This window comes from Mycetocola zhujimingii, assembly GCF_003065425.1.
Taxonomy (GTDB): Bacteria; Actinomycetota; Actinomycetes; order Actinomycetales; family Microbacteriaceae; genus Mycetocola_A; species Mycetocola_A zhujimingii.
Genome location: NZ_CP026949.1, coordinates 1,778,650 through 1,793,950, shown reverse-complemented (window position 1 = coordinate 1,793,950; position 15,301 = coordinate 1,778,650). Strand labels below are relative to the sequence as shown.

Below are 15,301 nucleotides of genomic sequence, written 5' to 3'. Positions count from 1 at the left end.
CGAGCCGAGCGGAATGCCGCACGCGAATCAATGTGTTGGAAGGAGCCGGGGCACATCGGCCACGAGGCGTGCGGTGTACGGATGCTGCGGGTCGGCAAACACGGCCGCCGCGTCACCGGTCTCGACAATCTGCCCATCCTTCATCGCGGCGACCCGGTCGCTCATGTGCCGGACAACACCCAGATCGTGTGAGATGAACAGGTAGCTGAGCTCGCGTTCAACCTGCAGCCGATCGAGCAGGTCAAGCACCTGCGCCTGGACCGTGACATCGAGCGCAGAGACCGGTTCATCACAGACGATGACGTCGGGCCGGGCAGCGAGCGCGCGGGCGATGGACACCCGCTGCCGCTGACCACCCGAGAGCAGCAACGGTCGCACGTCGGCAACACCGCTCGCCAGACCGACGGCGTCGAGCAGTTCTTCGACGGTCGACCGGTCGGTGGCTGGCGCGGTGCCGATGGCGTCGTCGAGAATGCGTCTCACCGAGAGCCGGGGATCGAACGAGCTGAGGCTGTCCTGGTAGATGGCACCGATCCGTGGCCGGAGTGGCCGCCGCTCCCGCTCACGCAGCGTGGAGAACGGAGCGCCGTCGAGCAGCACCTCGCCCTCGTCCGCCGCGGTGAGCGCGAGAACCAGCCGGGCCACCGTCGTCTTGCCAGACCCGGATTCGCCCACGAGGCCGAGCGTCTCGCCCCTGCCCAGGGTGAACGACACACCGTCCACGGCGCGGAACCGGCCCGCTGGAGACCGATACGTCTTCACGAGCGACCGTGCCTCGAGAACAGCGGGAGTGGCATCCGCTTTCGCAGGCGTTGTGGCTCGACGGACCGACGCTGTGGGGTCGACGCGCGCCCGAGCCGTGCCAACATCGGTCACGTCCGACTCCTGAACCGGCACGAGCGGGGTTCCGCGCGGCTTATCGGTGGGCACCGCCGCGATAAGCCGCCGGGTGTAGTCCTCCCGGGGCCGGGTCAGCAGCTCACGAGTCGTTCCCGACTCCACAACGCTGCCGTCCTTCAGCACGAGCACACGATCGGCGATTGCACTCACGACGGCGAGGTCGTGGCTGATCAGCAGGATGCCCGTACCCCGTGACCGCAATTCGGCGAGCAGATCGAGAATGCGGGCCTGGATGGTGACGTCGAGGGCGGTCGTCGGCTCGTCGGCAATCACGAACGGCGGATCCAAAGCGATAGCCGCTGCGATCAGTGCTCGCTGCCGGAGTCCTCCGCTCAGTTCACCGGCACGCTGGGAGACCGCCCGCTCGGGATCGGGCATTCCGACCCGGGCGAGCACCTCGACGACGCGATTGCGGGCATCCGTTGCTGACAGGTTCGCGTGCAGCCGGAGCGCGTCGCCGATTTCGCGACCGATCGGACGCAACGGGTCGAGGGAGACCAGCGCGTCCTGGAGGACAAGCCCGACCTGCGATCCGCGGATGCCGCGCCAGTCCCGTTCACTCGCCGCGGTGAGGTCACGCCCGGCGAGGGTGAGCCTTGACGCAGTCACCTCGGAGCCGCGACCGGCGAGGCCGAGCAGAGCCCGCGCTGTGACGCTCTTGCCCGACCCCGATTCGCCGACGATGGCAACGCACTCGCCCCGGCCGATGCTGAGGGAGATGTCCCTGACCACGGGGACGCCGCCGAAGGAGACGGAGAGGCCGTCTACCTCGAGGAGGGGTGACGCGGAGCCTGTCGAAGCGTTCATCGGTTGCCTGTCGGTCATCGGTTGCCCGCCGTTCGTCGGGTGAGGCTTCGGCCGAGCACCGTTGTCGCGATGGTGGTGAGCACGATCATGAGGCCGGGGAACACGGTCAGCCACCACGCGGTACCGATGTAGGTGCGCCCGGCAGACAACATCGCGCCCCACTCCGGCTCCGGCGGTTGTGCGCCGAGGCCCAGGTAGCTGAGGGCGGCGGCCCACACAACGGCCTGGCCTACGCCGAGGGTGGCGAGTACCGCGAGGGGAGCGAGGGCGTTCGGCAGGATGTGCCTGGTGAGGATTCGCCACGGCCCGTGACCGAGCACTCGTGCCGATTCGACGTACGCAGACGAACGGATGCTGACGAGCTGGCCGCGGATGATCCTCGCGTACCCGGGCGCGGTGGAGAGGCCGACGGCGATGGTTGCGGTCACCGGGCCCGGGCCAGCGATCACAATGACGAGGAGAGCGAGGAGGAGTCCGGGGAATGCGAAGAGAACCTCGATCGTGCGGTTCACCGTGAAGTCGAATACGCGACCGCCGAACCCGGCGAGTACCCCGAGGATCAGCCCCAGAATGAGACCGATCGCTGTCGCTGATACGCCGATCAACAGCGAGGTCGCCGTTCCGGTGACGACCCGGCTGTAGATGTCGCGCCCCGACTCGTCGGTGCCGAACCAGTGAGCCAGTGACGGGCCCTGGAACGCGTCGCGTGCCGAGATGGCGTTGGGGTCGAAAGACGAGAGCAGCCCGGGCGCGACGGTGGCGACGATGAGGAAGAGGACGAAGAGACCGGCGAGTATTTCGCCGACACTTGGGCGGGCGCGGCGGGCGGGTGCCGCGCTCGCCGCAGCGGTCCGCAGGTCGAGTTCGCTCATCGCGTTGCCTCCGCACTGGCCAGGCGCGGATCTGCCAGCCGGGAGGCGGCATCCGTCAGAATCGTCATGAGGATGTAGACCAGGGCGACAAGCAGGACAACACCGGTGACCACGGGCACATCGCGAAGCGTCACCGCCTGCAGCAGAGTGCGGCCAAGTCCCGGTCTCGCGAAGATGGTTTCGACCACCACGGCGCCCGAGATGAGGTAACCGAGTGCCCAGCCGGAGAGGCTGATCGCCGGCAGGCTCGCGTGACGGAGTGCGTGGCGGAGCCGGATGCCCCGCTCCGATTCGCCCCGAGCCCTCGCCGACACGATGAACGGCGCGTCGAGGGTGTCGAGCAGCGTCTCGCGCATCACTTGGGCGAGGAACCCGGCGAGGGGAATGGCGAGCGTCAGCGTAGGGAGGATGAGTCCCGTTGGGCCTCCCGTCGACACCGGTGGGAGCCAGCCGAGGCTCGTGCTGAACACGGCGATGAGGACAGTGGCGAGCCAGAAGTGGGGGAGCGCAGCGCTCGTGAGTTCGATGCCCTGCCCGAGGGATGCCGCAAAGCGGCCGCCGCCGGTCGACCAGAGCGAGAGGCCGAGGGCAGCGAGCCAGGCGAGGGCGAGTGCCGCGAGAGCGAGGAGGAGCGTGCCGCCGAGCTGGGCGCCGAGAAGTTCGGTGACGGGGACCTTGAGCGCGTAGGAGGTGCCGAGGTCGCCCCTGAGCAACCGGCCCAGTGCGTGAAGGTACTGGATACTGAGGGGGAGATCGAGACCGTAATCGCGTCGAACCTGGTCGAGGGTCTCCTGTGACGCCTGCGACCCGGGCCCGCCGAGTACCGCCTCGGCCGGGTCTCCCGGAATCAGGCGGATGGCGAAGAAGGTCAGCGTCGCGACTGCCCACAGTACGAACGCAGCACCGCCGAGTCGAACGAGGAGCCAGCGCACTGAGCGCCGGCTCCTCGACCGCCTGGCCGGATTACTGTCCGGCAAGCCAGGCGTCATAGAACGTGGGTGTCGACACCGTCGGCATGGCGCGGGCATCCTTCACCTGTGTGCCGAGCAGGAAGTGGTTCTGCTGGTCATACAGCGGGAGGATGTGGAAACCGCCGAGGATGATCTCCTGCGCCTGGTCGTAGAGCGCGGCGCGCTCGCCGTCATCCGAGGTCTCACTCGCTGTGGTCAGCAGCTCATCCAGCTCAGGGTTGCTGACCTGCGAGAGGTTCGCGAAATATCCGCTCGGCGCCGGGACGATTCCGTCGGAGTGGTACAGGATCCGCAGCACGTCAGGGCCGACCTTCGTGTACGGGGCGCTCACGAGGTCGTAGTTGTTCTCGGCGAGGACGCCGTACCAGCTCGACAGGTCGAGCAGCGAAAGCCTCACCTCGAAGCCGGCGTCCTTGGCCGTCGCCTGGATCTGCTCGAAGAGCGACTGCTCGGCGGGGATCGACTGGTTCGTCGAGACGGGGAAATCGAGAGTGAGGCGCTCGCCGTCTTTGACCCGATAGCCGTCGGCATCCCGTTCGGTCCAGCCGGCGGAGTCGAGCAGTTCGTTGGCCTCGTCGAGGTCGGTGTCGAACAGGGACTCCTCGGAGAATCCAGCCGACTCAGCGCTCGACAGCGGCGAGTACGAGCGTTCCGCCGAGCCGAAGAACAGTGACTCGATGCCGTCGTTGACGTTCACCGCGCGAATGAATGCCTCACGGACAGCGGGGTCGCTGAATGGTGCAGCACCGGCGTTCAGCTCGATGCGGTTGGCGGCACCGGGGCGGGGCGCGTCAATGTGTGCGAGCGTCGTGGTCTTCTCGGCTGCGGAGATGGTGTCCGGCTGCGCATTGTCGAGGACGTCGACCTGCCCGGCCTGCAGAGCGGCGTAGCGCGATGCGGAGTCGGGGATGAAGCGCCATTCGATCGCCTCGAGGTAGGCCTTGCCCTCGTGCTTCGCGTCGGCTGGCGGTGAGTTGTAGTCGTCATTGCGAACGAGCGAGACGTGGTCCTGTTTGACCCACTCGTCGACGATGAACGGCCCTGTGCCGATCGGTGCCTGGCAGTTCTCCTCCATGCCGCGGGCGATTCCGGCGGGCGACTCGATGGCGAGCCACGGCATCGAGAGAGACTCGAGCAGCGCGCTGTCGGGCGCGCTCAGGGTGAACCGGGCAACGGTGTCGGAGACCGCTTCGACGCTCTCCACTTTGCCGAGGGCGAGGTAGCCCGTCGACGACTCAGTGGCCGGATCCTTGAGGTGCTCGACGTTGACCTTCACAGCTTCGGCGTTGAACGGCGTGCCATCGGTGAAGCTGACGTCATCACGAAGAGTGAAGTCCCAGCTGAGGCCGTCGTCTGATGCCGACCATTCGGTCGCCAGCCACGGGATGACGGTGCCGTCCGCATCACGGGAGACGAGCGAGTCGAGGAACTGGCCGGCAATGAGCGCCTGCGGGTAGTTGCCGCCGACGTGGGGGTCGAGGCAGGTGGGTTCGGCGTCTCCGCTGGCGTAGGTGAGAGTTCCACCTGCGACCGGGGTGGACGACTGTTCGGCCGCGGGTGACTGGCAGGCGGTGATGAGGAGGGCGAGAACGGCCGCCGAGCCGACAGCCCCAAGTCCGCGGCGCGCGCGGGATGTGGTGAGTGAGTGCATTGCCTGTTCCTTGACGAGGGCAAAGCCGCGATGCGGGTGGCCCGAGCGTGGCGCCCAGATTTATTGGACGCGGTCTAATAACGACACTAGTGCCTGATTTCTTCCCGATGCCCCCGACTCGGCTGCCGGTGTGGGAGCACAGGTGGATTCGGTTTCCGTCGATGGGCAGCGGGGACGGCGTGCCCCGGGTCGATACGATCTCGTAAGGAGGACCCATTGAGCGAGAACACCGTGCAGGTCGGGCGACCGAGGCGATCATCGAAGCGCACGCTTGAGGAGGCGGCCGCCGAGCTGTTCCTCGAGCAGACCTACGCAGGGACGACGGTCGACCAGATCGCACAGCGAGCCGGCGTCAGTCGGAACACCTTCTTCAACTACTTCGGCTCCAAGTCCGACGTGCTCTGGATCGACTTCGACGAGACACTCGCCCGGCTCGCCGATGAGCTCGCGGCAGCGGATGCGACCGAGCCCGTGATGGATGCCGTGCGCAACGCAGTCGTGCGTGTTGCGCGGTCCCATCCCGGCGATCGTGTGCCGTGGGCGTTGACGCAGGTCGACCTCATGGGCACTCGTGAGGACCTCGAGGCATCCGGGCTCCGGCGTTTGATGAAGCAGAGCACGGTCATCCGGGATTTCGTTGAGCGCCGGACGGATGGCTCAGCGGGAGTGCTGCTCCCGCAGGCCATTGCCTTTGCGGTGCTCGGCGCGGCAGCGGCTGCAGCCGGTGTCTGGGCGAACGCCGGCGTCACCAGGCGCCCGCTCGCGGATTACGTCGATGAGGCCGTCGGTCCGGTCTGCGCGGGTTTCGCCGACGCGGTCTGACCCAGTGCCGGCGGTCAGTCGAGGATGTGACGCAGGTAGCGTCCAGGCGCATCGAGGTAGGACTTCCAGTGGGTGACGAGATCGAGGTCTTCCCAGTCGGCGCGGCGGATGCCGTGATCGCCGAGTTCGTAGATCGTCGCGCCGGGAAGTGATGCGAGCACGGGGGAGTGTGTCGCGCAAAGCACTTGCGACCCATTGGCGACGAGGTCGCCGAGCACCCCGATCATCGCGAGGGTCGAACTGAAACTCAGGGCTGCCTCCGGCTCGTCGAGGCAGTAGAAACCGGGTCGGGTCAGGTAGGTCTCGGCCACAGCGAGGAACGATTCGCCGTGACTCATGCTGTGGAAGTCGTGGCCGCCCTCGAGCGAATCCTGGAAGGTGTAGTAGCCGTGCATCGTCTCGGCGCGAAGGAAGAAGCCCCACTTTGCCGCACCGGGGCGTTTGGCGAGGGTGATCCAATCGCCGAGGGGTGACTCAGTCCGCCTGGTCTCGTGCGCCGAGTTGATCGTGCCGCCCTCGGGGCCGAGGCCGTACGCGGCCGCCGCAGCCTCGATCAGGGTGGACTTGCCGCTGCCGTTTTCGCCGACGAGGAATGTGACGCCGTTGCCGAGTGGGAGCCCCGAGTCGAGCACGGCCGCGATGGCGGGGATGGTTGCCGGCCACTGGTCGCCGGGGACTGCGACGTCGGTGATGCGGCGAATGTCTCGCACGAGCCGGGTGTCGGCAAACGGATCGGCACGGGTCATCCGGCCATTGTTGCAGGCGGGTTCGGCAATCAGCCAGATTGCCACTTGTTCTAGTTGAACTAGAACTATAGAATGGACCCATGCTCCTTCGAATCGACCAGTCGTCGACCACACCGCTGTTTGACCAGCTCGCCGCGAGCATCCGCGCCGCCGCCATCTCCGGTGACGTGAAAGCGGGGGAGCGGCTCCCGGCGGCTCGCGAACTCGCGGAGTCGCTCGAGATCAACGTGCACACAGTCCTCCGGGCGTATCAGGTGCTCCGCGACGAAGGTCTCGTCGACCTCCGGAGGGGGCGCGGCGCCGTTGTCACCGACCGCGCCGCCCGCTACTCGCAGCTCAGCGCCGCGATCGACGCCGTTGTCGCTGAAGCACGCATCCTCGAACTCAGTCCAGATACCGTAACCGCACTACTCCGAGAGGCCCTTCGATGACCACCGCACCCCAGACGATGCCAGGCCGACGCCGATACCTGGTCATCGGCGTGATCCTGCCGATCCTCATCGCCCTCGTCGGGGCGATCGTCGCTCTGACCTGGCTGCCCGACCTCCCAGATCCCGTTGCTATCCACTGGGACAGCAACGGTGCCGACGGATTCGGCAGCGTATGGATCATGATCCTGATGCCGCTGGCCATCGTCACCGTGGTCACTGTGGCGAGCGGGTTGTCACTCCGCGGCGCACCCCAGCGCGGCGGGCTCACCAGCACTGAGAAGATCATCGTCGTCACGCGGATGTTCCTGAGCGTCCTGTTGACCATTGGTGTCATCGGCTCGCTCGCTGCGCAGCGAGGGTTGAGCGATGCAGCCGCCGCTCCGAACATCGCGACGCCGATGATCGTCGGCGCAATCGGCGGCGTTCTGCTCGCTGCCGTCGCCTGGTTCGTCCTGCCCAGGGCCGTGCCGGCCAGCTTCGACGAGGAGACCGAGGTCGAGCCGCTCGACCTCGCTCCGACCGAGAATGTCTACTGGTCGCGGACCGTGCGGATCTCCGGGGGCATTGTTGTGGTGCTGGCTCTCGTTGTCGCGCTCACCGTCGGAAACGCCATCGCCACAGCGCGTGGGTCGTCATCAGGCCTGCCGTTCGCTCTCGGTCTCGCCGTGTTCGTACTGCTCCTGTCGGTCGGGATGTCGTTCTGGCGGGTGCGTGCCGACCGACGTGGTTTCGCCGTGCGCGGGATCCTGGGCTGGCCCCAGGTCAGCATTCCGGCCAACGAGGTTGCCGACGTCCGCGTTGTGCGGGTCAACCCGACCGCCGATTTCGGTGGCTGGGGCTGGCGCGTGGCCCCTGGCAGGCGAACGGGAATCATCCTCCGCGCCGGTGAGGCGATCGAGGTCACCAGACGCAACGGCAAGCGACTCGTCGTGACCGTTGATGACGCCGAGACGGCCGCCCGTGTGATGCAGACGCTTGTCGCTCGCTCTGCCGCCTGACGGCATCCGCACCACGCCGAAAGGCACTGACTCCCCGGCGGCCGGAAATCCCCGCTATCCTTGAGGAAGCGACTGTGAACCGGCCATCACCGGGGAGTCTTCGGAAGAACAGCACCGTGCACCTGCGGAGCCCAGTAGAACCGAACGGGGCTGGCCCGTCACAGCCAATGAACGAGCGGCCGTCACAAGCGGCAAGCGAGGTGGTACCGCGGATCGGAAACGATCCGCCCTCGCAGGTGAACACTGAACCTGCCGGGAGAAAAATGCCTTACCCCAAGTCGAACGACGATTCGCCGAACGCCGGGTCCGCCTTCGGCGTGACCCCCTCGCCGAAGTTCCCCGACATCGAGAACCAGATCCTCGAGTTCTGGAAGAACGACGGAACCTTCGAGGCATCCGTCGCCCAGCGCGAGGGCGCCGATGAGTGGGTCTTCTACGACGGCCCGCCGTTCGCGAACGGCCTGCCGCACTACGGCCACCTGCTCACCGGATACGCGAAGGACCTCTTCCCGCGTTTCCAGACGATGCGAGGCAAGCAGGTGCACCGCCGCTTCGGCTGGGACACCCACGGACTGCCCGCCGAACTCGAGGCGGAGCGCCAGCTCGGCATCACCGACAAGGCCCAGATCGAAGAGATGGGCATCGCGGCGTTCAACGGTGCTGCGAAGGACGCGGTGCTCAAGTACACCGAGGACTGGGAGCGGTACGTCACCCGCCAGGCTCGCTGGGTCGATTTCGACAACGACTACAAGACGCTCGACATCACCTTCATGGAGAGTGTCATCTGGGCGTTCAAGCAGCTGCACGACAAGGGACTCGCCTACGAGGGCTACCGCGTGCTGCCGTACTGCTGGCGCGACCAGACTCCGTTGTCGAACCACGAGCTCCGCATGGATGACGACGTCTACAAGATGCGCCAGGACCAGACGGTCACCGTCACTTTCCCGCTCGTTGGCATCAAGGCCGAGTCGCTCGGCCTCACCGGCGTGCGTGCGCTGGCCTGGACGACGACGCCGTGGACCCTGCCGACCAACGCCGCGCTGGCCGTCGGACCCGACATCGAATATGCCGTTGTGCCCGCCGGCCCGCATGGAACACCGGATGCCACTGTGCTGCGCGAGAAAGCGGGAGACGACGCCGGCCTCACCGAGGTGCTCGGCGGGCAGTACCTGCTCGCAACGGCGCTCGTCGGTAACTACGCCAAGGACCTCGGGTATGACTCTGCGGAAGACGCCCTCGCGGCCGTGTCGCGGACGCTGCTCGGGTCCGAGCTCGAGGACGTCACCTACGACCGTCTCTTCGACTATTACTCGGATGTCGAGGAGTACGGCATGCAGAACGCGTGGCGGATCCTCGTCGCCGACTACGTCACCCTCGAAGACGGAACCGGCATCGTGCACCAGTCGCCGGCATACGGTGAAGAGGACCAGAAGATCTGTGAGGCAGCAGGCATCCCCGTCATCATCTCTGTCGATGACGGCGGAAAGTTCCTGCCCGCGGTGACGGATGTCGCGGGGCTGCTGTGGTCAGACGCCAACAAGCCGCTGACCCAGCTGATCAAGTCGGAGGGACGCCTGCTCCGCCAGGCGAGCTACGAGCACTCGTACCCGCACTGCTGGCGCTGCCGCAACCCACTCATCTACAAGGCGGTGTCGAGCTGGTTCATCCGTGTGCCCGACTTCCGGGACCGGATGGTCGACCTCAACGAGGACATCAACTGGGTGCCGGACAACGTCAAGCACGGCCAGTTCGGCAAGTGGATCGGCAACGCCCGTGACTGGTCTATCAGCCGAAACAGGTACTGGGGTTCACCGATCCCCGTGTGGAAGAGCGATAACCCCGAGTACCCGCGCGTTGACGTGTATGGGTCGCTCGACGAGCTCGAGCAGGACTTCGGCGTTCGCCCGACCGACCTGCACCGGCCGTACATTGACGAGCTGACGCGCCCGAACCCCGACGACCCCACCGGGCAGTCGACCATGCGGCGCATCACCGACGTCCTCGACGTCTGGTTCGACTCCGGCTCGATGCCGTTCGCCCAGGTGCACTACCCGTTCGAGAACCGCGAGTGGTTCGACTCGCACAACCCGGCCGACTTCATCGTCGAGTACATCGGGCAGACGCGTGGCTGGTTCTACACCCTCCACGTGCTCTCGACCGCGTTGTTCGACCGGCCCGCGTACAAGAACGTGCTCAGCCACGGCATCGTGCTCGGCAGCGACGGGCAGAAGATGTCGAAGTCGCTCCGTAACTACCCGGACGTCAACGAGGTCTTCGATCGTGACGGCTCGGATGCCATGCGCTGGTTCCTGATGTCGAGTTCCGTCCTGCGCGGCGGCAACCTCATCGTCACAGAGGAGGGCATCCGCGAGGGTGTTCGCCAGATGCTGCTTCCGCTCTGGAGCACGTGGTACTTCTTCAGCCTCTACGCCAACACCGCTCGCGACGGTGGATACGACGCCTCGTGGCGCACCGACTCGACCGACGTCCTCGACCGGTACATCCTCGCGAAGACCCGCCTCGTCGTCGAGGAGGTCGGCACTCACCTCGAGAACCTTGACTCGACGCTGGCAGCGGCGACCCTGCGGGACTTCGCCGATGTGCTCACCAACTGGTACGTGCGTCGGTCGCGGGAGCGGTTCTGGACCGGGGTCGACGAGAACGGCAACGGAACCGAGGCGTTCGACACGCTGTACACCGTGCTCGAGACGATCACGCGGGCATCCGCGCCGCTCCTCCCGCTGGTGTCCGAGCGGATCTGGAAGGACCTCACCGGTGGCCGCAGCGTGCACCTCGAGGACTGGCCCGACCTGAACGCCTTCAACGAGGACGATGTGCTGGTTGCGTCGATGGACGCCATCCGCGCCATCAGCTCAACCGTGCTCTCCCTCCGGAAGCAAGCCGGTCGACGCGTGCGTCTCCCGCTCGCGACGCTCACCGTTGTCTCACCCGACCCTGAGCACCTCGAACGGTTCGGCGACATCCTCCGCGATGAGGTCAACGTCAAGAACGTCGAGTTCGTCACGCTCACCGACTCCAGCGCCGGCGACTACGGCATCACGTCGAAGCTCACCGTCAACGCTCGTGCCGCCGGGCCGCGTCTCGGCAAGAACGTGCAGACCGTGATCAAGGCGGCCCGTGCCGGGGACTGGTCCGAGACCGACGGTGTCGTCACCGCCGGAGGCATCGAACTCCAGGACGGCGAATTCGAGCTCGTTCTCGAAACCGCCGCGGTTGAGGGCAGCGCCGAGCAGGCGCTCGCTCTGCTGCCCGGCGGGGGATTCGTGCTGCTCGACACGCACACCACCCCCGAACTCGAGGCCGAGGGTCTCGCTCGGGACGTCGTCCGTGCCGTGCAGGACACCCGCAAGGCTGCCGGATTCGACGTCAGCGACCGCATCCGCCTCGGCCTCGTTTTTGAGAGCCCGGAAGATGCGGATGCCGTGACCTTCGTCACCGAGGTCGACATCGCCGCGGAGACGCTCGCGACGACCACCTCGATCCACGCGTTCGCCGAAATCGACGACGCGCGCCGTGCCGGTACACCGGCGGAGTGGCTCCCCGAGCTTCTCGACGACCAGCCGGAGTTCTACCAGGAGTTCGCCAAGGGACAGTTCGCCAACGCCGGACCGTTCATCGTGGCCGTTCGCCGCGCTACCAGGAGCATCAATGTCTGAAATTGACGACGAATTTGCCGATGAAGGACAGGCTGTCTACGAGGACCTGCTCGCCCGAACGGGCGAGCAGGCTCCTCGGCCGCGGCTGGAGCCGACCCGCAGGGTGCTCGACCTGCTCGGCGACCCGCAACGGGCGTTCCCGATCATCCAGCTCACGGGAACCAACGGCAAGACGAGCACGAGCCGGCTGATCGAGGGAATTCTCCGTGCCTACGGGCTCCGGACCGGACTCTTTACGAGCCCGCACCTTGTGAGCTTTAACGAGCGCATCGTTATCGACGGTGAACCGATCTCGAACGAGGCCCTCGCCCGCAACTGGGAAGACATTCGGACGTACGTCGAGATGGTCGACCTCGAGCTTGAAAACGCCGGTGACGTGCCGCTGACCTTCTTTGAGGTGCTCACCGTGCTCGCTTATGCGAGCTTCGCTGATGCGCCGATCGACGTCGGTGTGATCGAGGTCGGGATGGGCGGTGAGTGGGATTCCACCAATGTCGCCGATGCGCAGATTGCCGTGTTCACCCCGATCGATCTCGACCACGTTGCCCGACTCGGGTCGACCATTGCAGAGATCGCGCGAACCAAGGCGGGCATCATCAAGCCGGCCGCTACCGTCGTCACCGCGGCGCAGCATCCCGACGCCATGGCAGAGATCGTGAAGGCGGCAGAACGGGACGAAGCGCCCGTCATCGCACAGGACGTCGACTTCGCATTGACGGCGGATCATGTCGCCGTCGGCGGCCAGGTGATCAGCGTGCGCGGACGGGCGGGGGAGTACAACGACCTCTTCCTCCCGCTCTACGGTGACCACCAGGGTCAGAACGCGGCGGTCGCCATCGCCGCGGTCGAGACATTCCTCGGCGACGGCAGCCAGCCGCTCTCGACGGAGCCACTGGTCGAGGGGCTCTCGGAGATCACCACTCCCGGGCGGCTTCAACTCGTCGGCATCGAGCCGACGGTTCTCATCGATGCGGCGCACAACCCGCACGGCGCACGATCACTCGCCGCCGCGCTTGGGAAGTACTTCGACTTCGCCGAGACCGTCTTCGTCGTCGGTGTACTCGGAGACAAGGACGCCGAGGGAATCCTCTCCGTGCTCGCGCCGATTGCGGCACGCATCCACGTGACCGAACCGTCGTCCGAACGGTCCATCCCTGCCGCTTCTCTCGCCAGGCGTGCAGCGGCTGTCGCAGATCCCGGACTCATTCACGCGTACGACACCGTGGAAGACGCGGTCTTCGCCGCACGCGAATGGGCGAATGACGGCCCGTCGAGGCTCGTCGTCGTCACCGGCTCTGTCGTTCTCGCAGGCGAGGTCATCGAGCTGGCCGAAGCCGGAGAGTGGAAGAAGTCATGAGACGACAGCGACAGAGCGTGAGGCAATCCCTCGCGTCGATCGTCCTTGGCTTTGAACTCATCGTGATGTTCCTCGCCGCGCTGGTGGCCTTCGGGCTCAAGGTGCTTCCTGCTCCGGTGGCCCTCGGGGGCGGCGCAGCGATCTGTGTCGCGATCCTGGTGGCCCTCGCCGGGCTCCGCTACCGCTGGGGCATCATTGCGGGCTGGGTGCTGCAAGGCGTTATCGTTGCTACCGGCATCCTGGTGCCGATCATGTTCATTATTGGTGCGCTTTTTGCCGGCATGTGGGTTTACTCCATGGTGGCTGGCGGTCGGATCGACCGCGAAAAAGCGGCCGCAGCGCAATTGGGAGACGAAACACATGGCAGTTGAAGAAACACTCGTTCTGGTCAAGCCGGACGGTGTCGCACGCAACCTGACCGGAGCGATCCTCGCGCGTATTGAGGCGAAGGGCTACTCGCTCGTCGACATCCGTCTCGTTCAGCCCGACCGATCGGTGCTCGCGGCGCACTACGCCGAGCACGAGGGCAAGCCGTTCTACGAGCCGCTCGTCGAGTTCATGCTGTCAGGTCCGATCGTCGCGATTCGCGTCGCCGGTGACCGCGTGATCGAGGGCTTCCGCAGCCTCGCGGGTACGACAGACCCGACGACGGCAGCTCCCGGCACCATCCGTGGAGACTTCGGTCGCGACTGGGGCCTGAAGGTTCAGCAGAACCTGGTTCACGGCTCGGACAGCCCTGAGTCGGCGGCGCGCGAACTCGCGCTCTGGTTCAAGTAACCGATCCACCTCAACACAGCGAGGCGACCCGGGAACGGGCGCCTCGCTGTGTCGTTAACTGGCGCTGTGTCGTTTAAACGAGCGCCGTGTCGTTAACAGGCGCTGTGTCGCTGCGCGTTATGCCGTTACCCTGCGACCCCGCTCGTTAGAGGTGCTGCAGGACATCGAGGCGCACCTGCGCGATCACGGCGACGATCAGGTAGCAGGCCAGGGTGAGCGGCACGAGCCAGCCGTAGAGCGCCCCGGCTGCCCGGCGCACGCCGGCCGGTGCGGGAAGATTCCCGGCTTTCAGGTTGTAGAGGGTCACGGCGAGGAACGCGGGGATGGTCACCGACCAGGTGACCATGCACCACGGGCACAGGGTCCCGAGCACGAAGATGCTCTGGGAGATCAGCCAGATCACGAAAGCGAGAGCGCCGGCGAGGCCCAGGTTGAATAGCGCCCAGTACCAGCGCGCGAAGCGGGCACCGGCGAGGATGCTGATGCCGACGGCGATCGGAGCGGCCCAGCCCGCGAGGCCGAGCAGCGGGTTGGGGAAACCGAATACCGAGCCCTGCCAGGACTCGAGGTTGGCGCCGCACTGCACGAGGACGCTGAAGTCGCACGACAGCGACTCGCCGGGCGATGACAGTGTGTGAATCTTCTCGACCGTGAGGGCGAAAGCGGCGATCTCACCGATGATGCCCGCGAGGATGAGAAAGACTGCGAGGACAGTCGGTCGGGTGTTGGTCTCGTCGCGGCTCACGATTCGAGGGTACGACACGCAGGCGGGGTGCGGCGCGGCACGCCGCCGCGCGTCCGGGGCGGCACGGCATCCGCTGCTCGGTCACAAATGGCTGGTCAGTCGCTGCTCGGACAGAAAGGGCTGCACTTTCGTGAGAAGTGCGACCGTTTGTGTCCGAGCAAGGCCCGCGGGCGATGCGAGTGGCCGTTTGTGTCCGAGCAAAGCCCTTCGCGGCTCACGTCTCCAGGGAACGGCAAGAGAACGACACAGTGTTGCGGCGCGAGCCGGGAGAATCGCTCTGAGCACGCCCGCCGTGCGATAATGAATGGACGACCATAGGGCCGCGCTCTAGGGTCGTACAACAGAAGGCTTATTGGGCACGGCGCTCGTAATGAAACAGCGTTCGCCCAGTGTTTGAGACAAAAGTGTTCGTCGGTCACAACTCGAAGGGGTACGGCCGACAAAGAAGGTACGCGACCAGAGCCACAGGGCCGGTCGTGGACGTACAGGATTTGCGGGGAGTACGCGAAAGCGAGAAACCGCTCGAGAGTTCCCGGATGGGCAGCGC

The 15,301-nt window shown here is 66.2% G+C and carries 13 protein-coding genes; 7 read left to right on the top strand and 6 right to left on the bottom strand.

Annotated elements, in window-relative coordinates:
- Positions 1-27 precede the first annotated feature (27 nt).
- The 4 genes from C3E77_RS08535 to C3E77_RS08520 are packed head-to-tail and all read right to left on the bottom strand — an operon-like array spanning position 28 to position 5,201.
- Positions 28-1,725 carry a dipeptide ABC transporter ATP-binding protein gene (locus C3E77_RS08535; protein WP_232528807.1) on the bottom strand — a complete coding sequence of 566 codons (1,698 nt, stop codon included), beginning with the start codon at positions 1,723-1,725 and terminating at the stop codon, positions 28-30.
- A complete protein-coding gene (locus tag C3E77_RS08530; protein ID WP_108391249.1) occupies positions 1,722-2,579 on the bottom strand; it encodes an ABC transporter permease in 858 nt (285 codons plus the stop codon). The genes C3E77_RS08535 and C3E77_RS08530 overlap by 4 nt, the downstream gene beginning before the upstream one ends.
- A complete protein-coding gene (locus C3E77_RS08525) occupies positions 2,576-3,568 on the bottom strand; it encodes an ABC transporter permease (RefSeq protein WP_108391248.1) in 993 nt (330 codons plus the stop codon). The genes C3E77_RS08530 and C3E77_RS08525 overlap by 4 nt, the downstream gene beginning before the upstream one ends.
- Positions 3,543-5,201, bottom strand: a complete 1,659-nt coding sequence (locus C3E77_RS08520) for an ABC transporter substrate-binding protein (RefSeq protein WP_108391247.1) — start codon at positions 5,199-5,201, stop codon at positions 3,543-3,545. Before C3E77_RS08520 ends, C3E77_RS08525 begins: the two co-directional genes overlap by 26 nt.
- A gap of 216 nt (positions 5,202-5,417) precedes the next feature.
- On the opposite strand from C3E77_RS08520, the gene C3E77_RS08515 reads away from it, so the two are divergent.
- On the top strand, positions 5,418-6,023 hold the full coding sequence (locus C3E77_RS08515; protein ID WP_108391246.1) for an acyl-CoA-like ligand-binding transcription factor: 606 nt from the start codon (positions 5,418-5,420) through the stop codon (positions 6,021-6,023).
- Between the two features lie 14 nt (positions 6,024-6,037).
- Here C3E77_RS08515 and C3E77_RS08510 read toward each other — a convergent pair whose 3' ends face one another.
- Positions 6,038-6,769 carry an AAA family ATPase gene (locus C3E77_RS08510; RefSeq protein ID WP_108393192.1) on the bottom strand — a complete coding sequence of 244 codons (732 nt, stop codon included), beginning with the start codon at positions 6,767-6,769 and terminating at the stop codon, positions 6,038-6,040.
- An 80-nt stretch (positions 6,770-6,849) separates the two neighbouring features.
- Between C3E77_RS08510 and C3E77_RS08505 the strand changes: the two genes are divergently transcribed.
- The 6 genes from C3E77_RS08505 (at position 6,850) to ndk (ending at position 14,009) form a co-directional block, all read left to right on the top strand.
- Positions 6,850-7,200, top strand: a complete 351-nt coding sequence (locus C3E77_RS08505; RefSeq protein WP_108391245.1) for a GntR family transcriptional regulator — start codon at positions 6,850-6,852, stop codon at positions 7,198-7,200.
- Positions 7,197-8,198, top strand: a complete 1,002-nt coding sequence (locus tag C3E77_RS08500) for a DUF1648 domain-containing protein (protein WP_108391244.1) — start codon at positions 7,197-7,199, stop codon at positions 8,196-8,198. The genes C3E77_RS08505 and C3E77_RS08500 overlap by 4 nt, the downstream gene beginning before the upstream one ends.
- 263 nt (positions 8,199-8,461) lie before the next feature.
- Positions 8,462-11,875: an isoleucine--tRNA ligase gene (gene ileS / locus C3E77_RS08495; protein ID WP_108391243.1), complete on the top strand. Its 3,414-nt coding sequence runs from the start codon at positions 8,462-8,464 to the stop codon at positions 11,873-11,875.
- On the top strand, positions 11,868-13,232 hold the full coding sequence (locus C3E77_RS08490; protein ID WP_108391242.1) for a bifunctional folylpolyglutamate synthase/dihydrofolate synthase: 1,365 nt from the start codon (positions 11,868-11,870) through the stop codon (positions 13,230-13,232). Before ileS ends, C3E77_RS08490 begins: the two co-directional genes overlap by 8 nt.
- Positions 13,233-13,249: 17 nt before the next feature.
- On the top strand, positions 13,250-13,603 hold the full coding sequence (locus C3E77_RS08485; protein WP_158270246.1) for a DUF4233 domain-containing protein: 354 nt from the start codon (positions 13,250-13,252) through the stop codon (positions 13,601-13,603).
- Positions 13,593-14,009 (top strand): nucleoside-diphosphate kinase, encoded by a 417-nt coding sequence (gene ndk / locus C3E77_RS08480; protein ID WP_108391240.1) that lies wholly within the window; start codon positions 13,593-13,595, stop codon positions 14,007-14,009. The genes C3E77_RS08485 and ndk overlap by 11 nt, the downstream gene beginning before the upstream one ends.
- A gap of 145 nt (positions 14,010-14,154) precedes the next feature.
- On the opposite strand, the gene C3E77_RS08475 is transcribed toward ndk, so the two are convergent.
- Entirely contained in the window at positions 14,155-14,754 is a 600-nt protein-coding gene (locus tag C3E77_RS08475; protein WP_108391239.1) for a vitamin K epoxide reductase family protein, read from the bottom strand.
- Between the last annotated feature and the right edge of the window lie 547 nt (positions 14,755-15,301).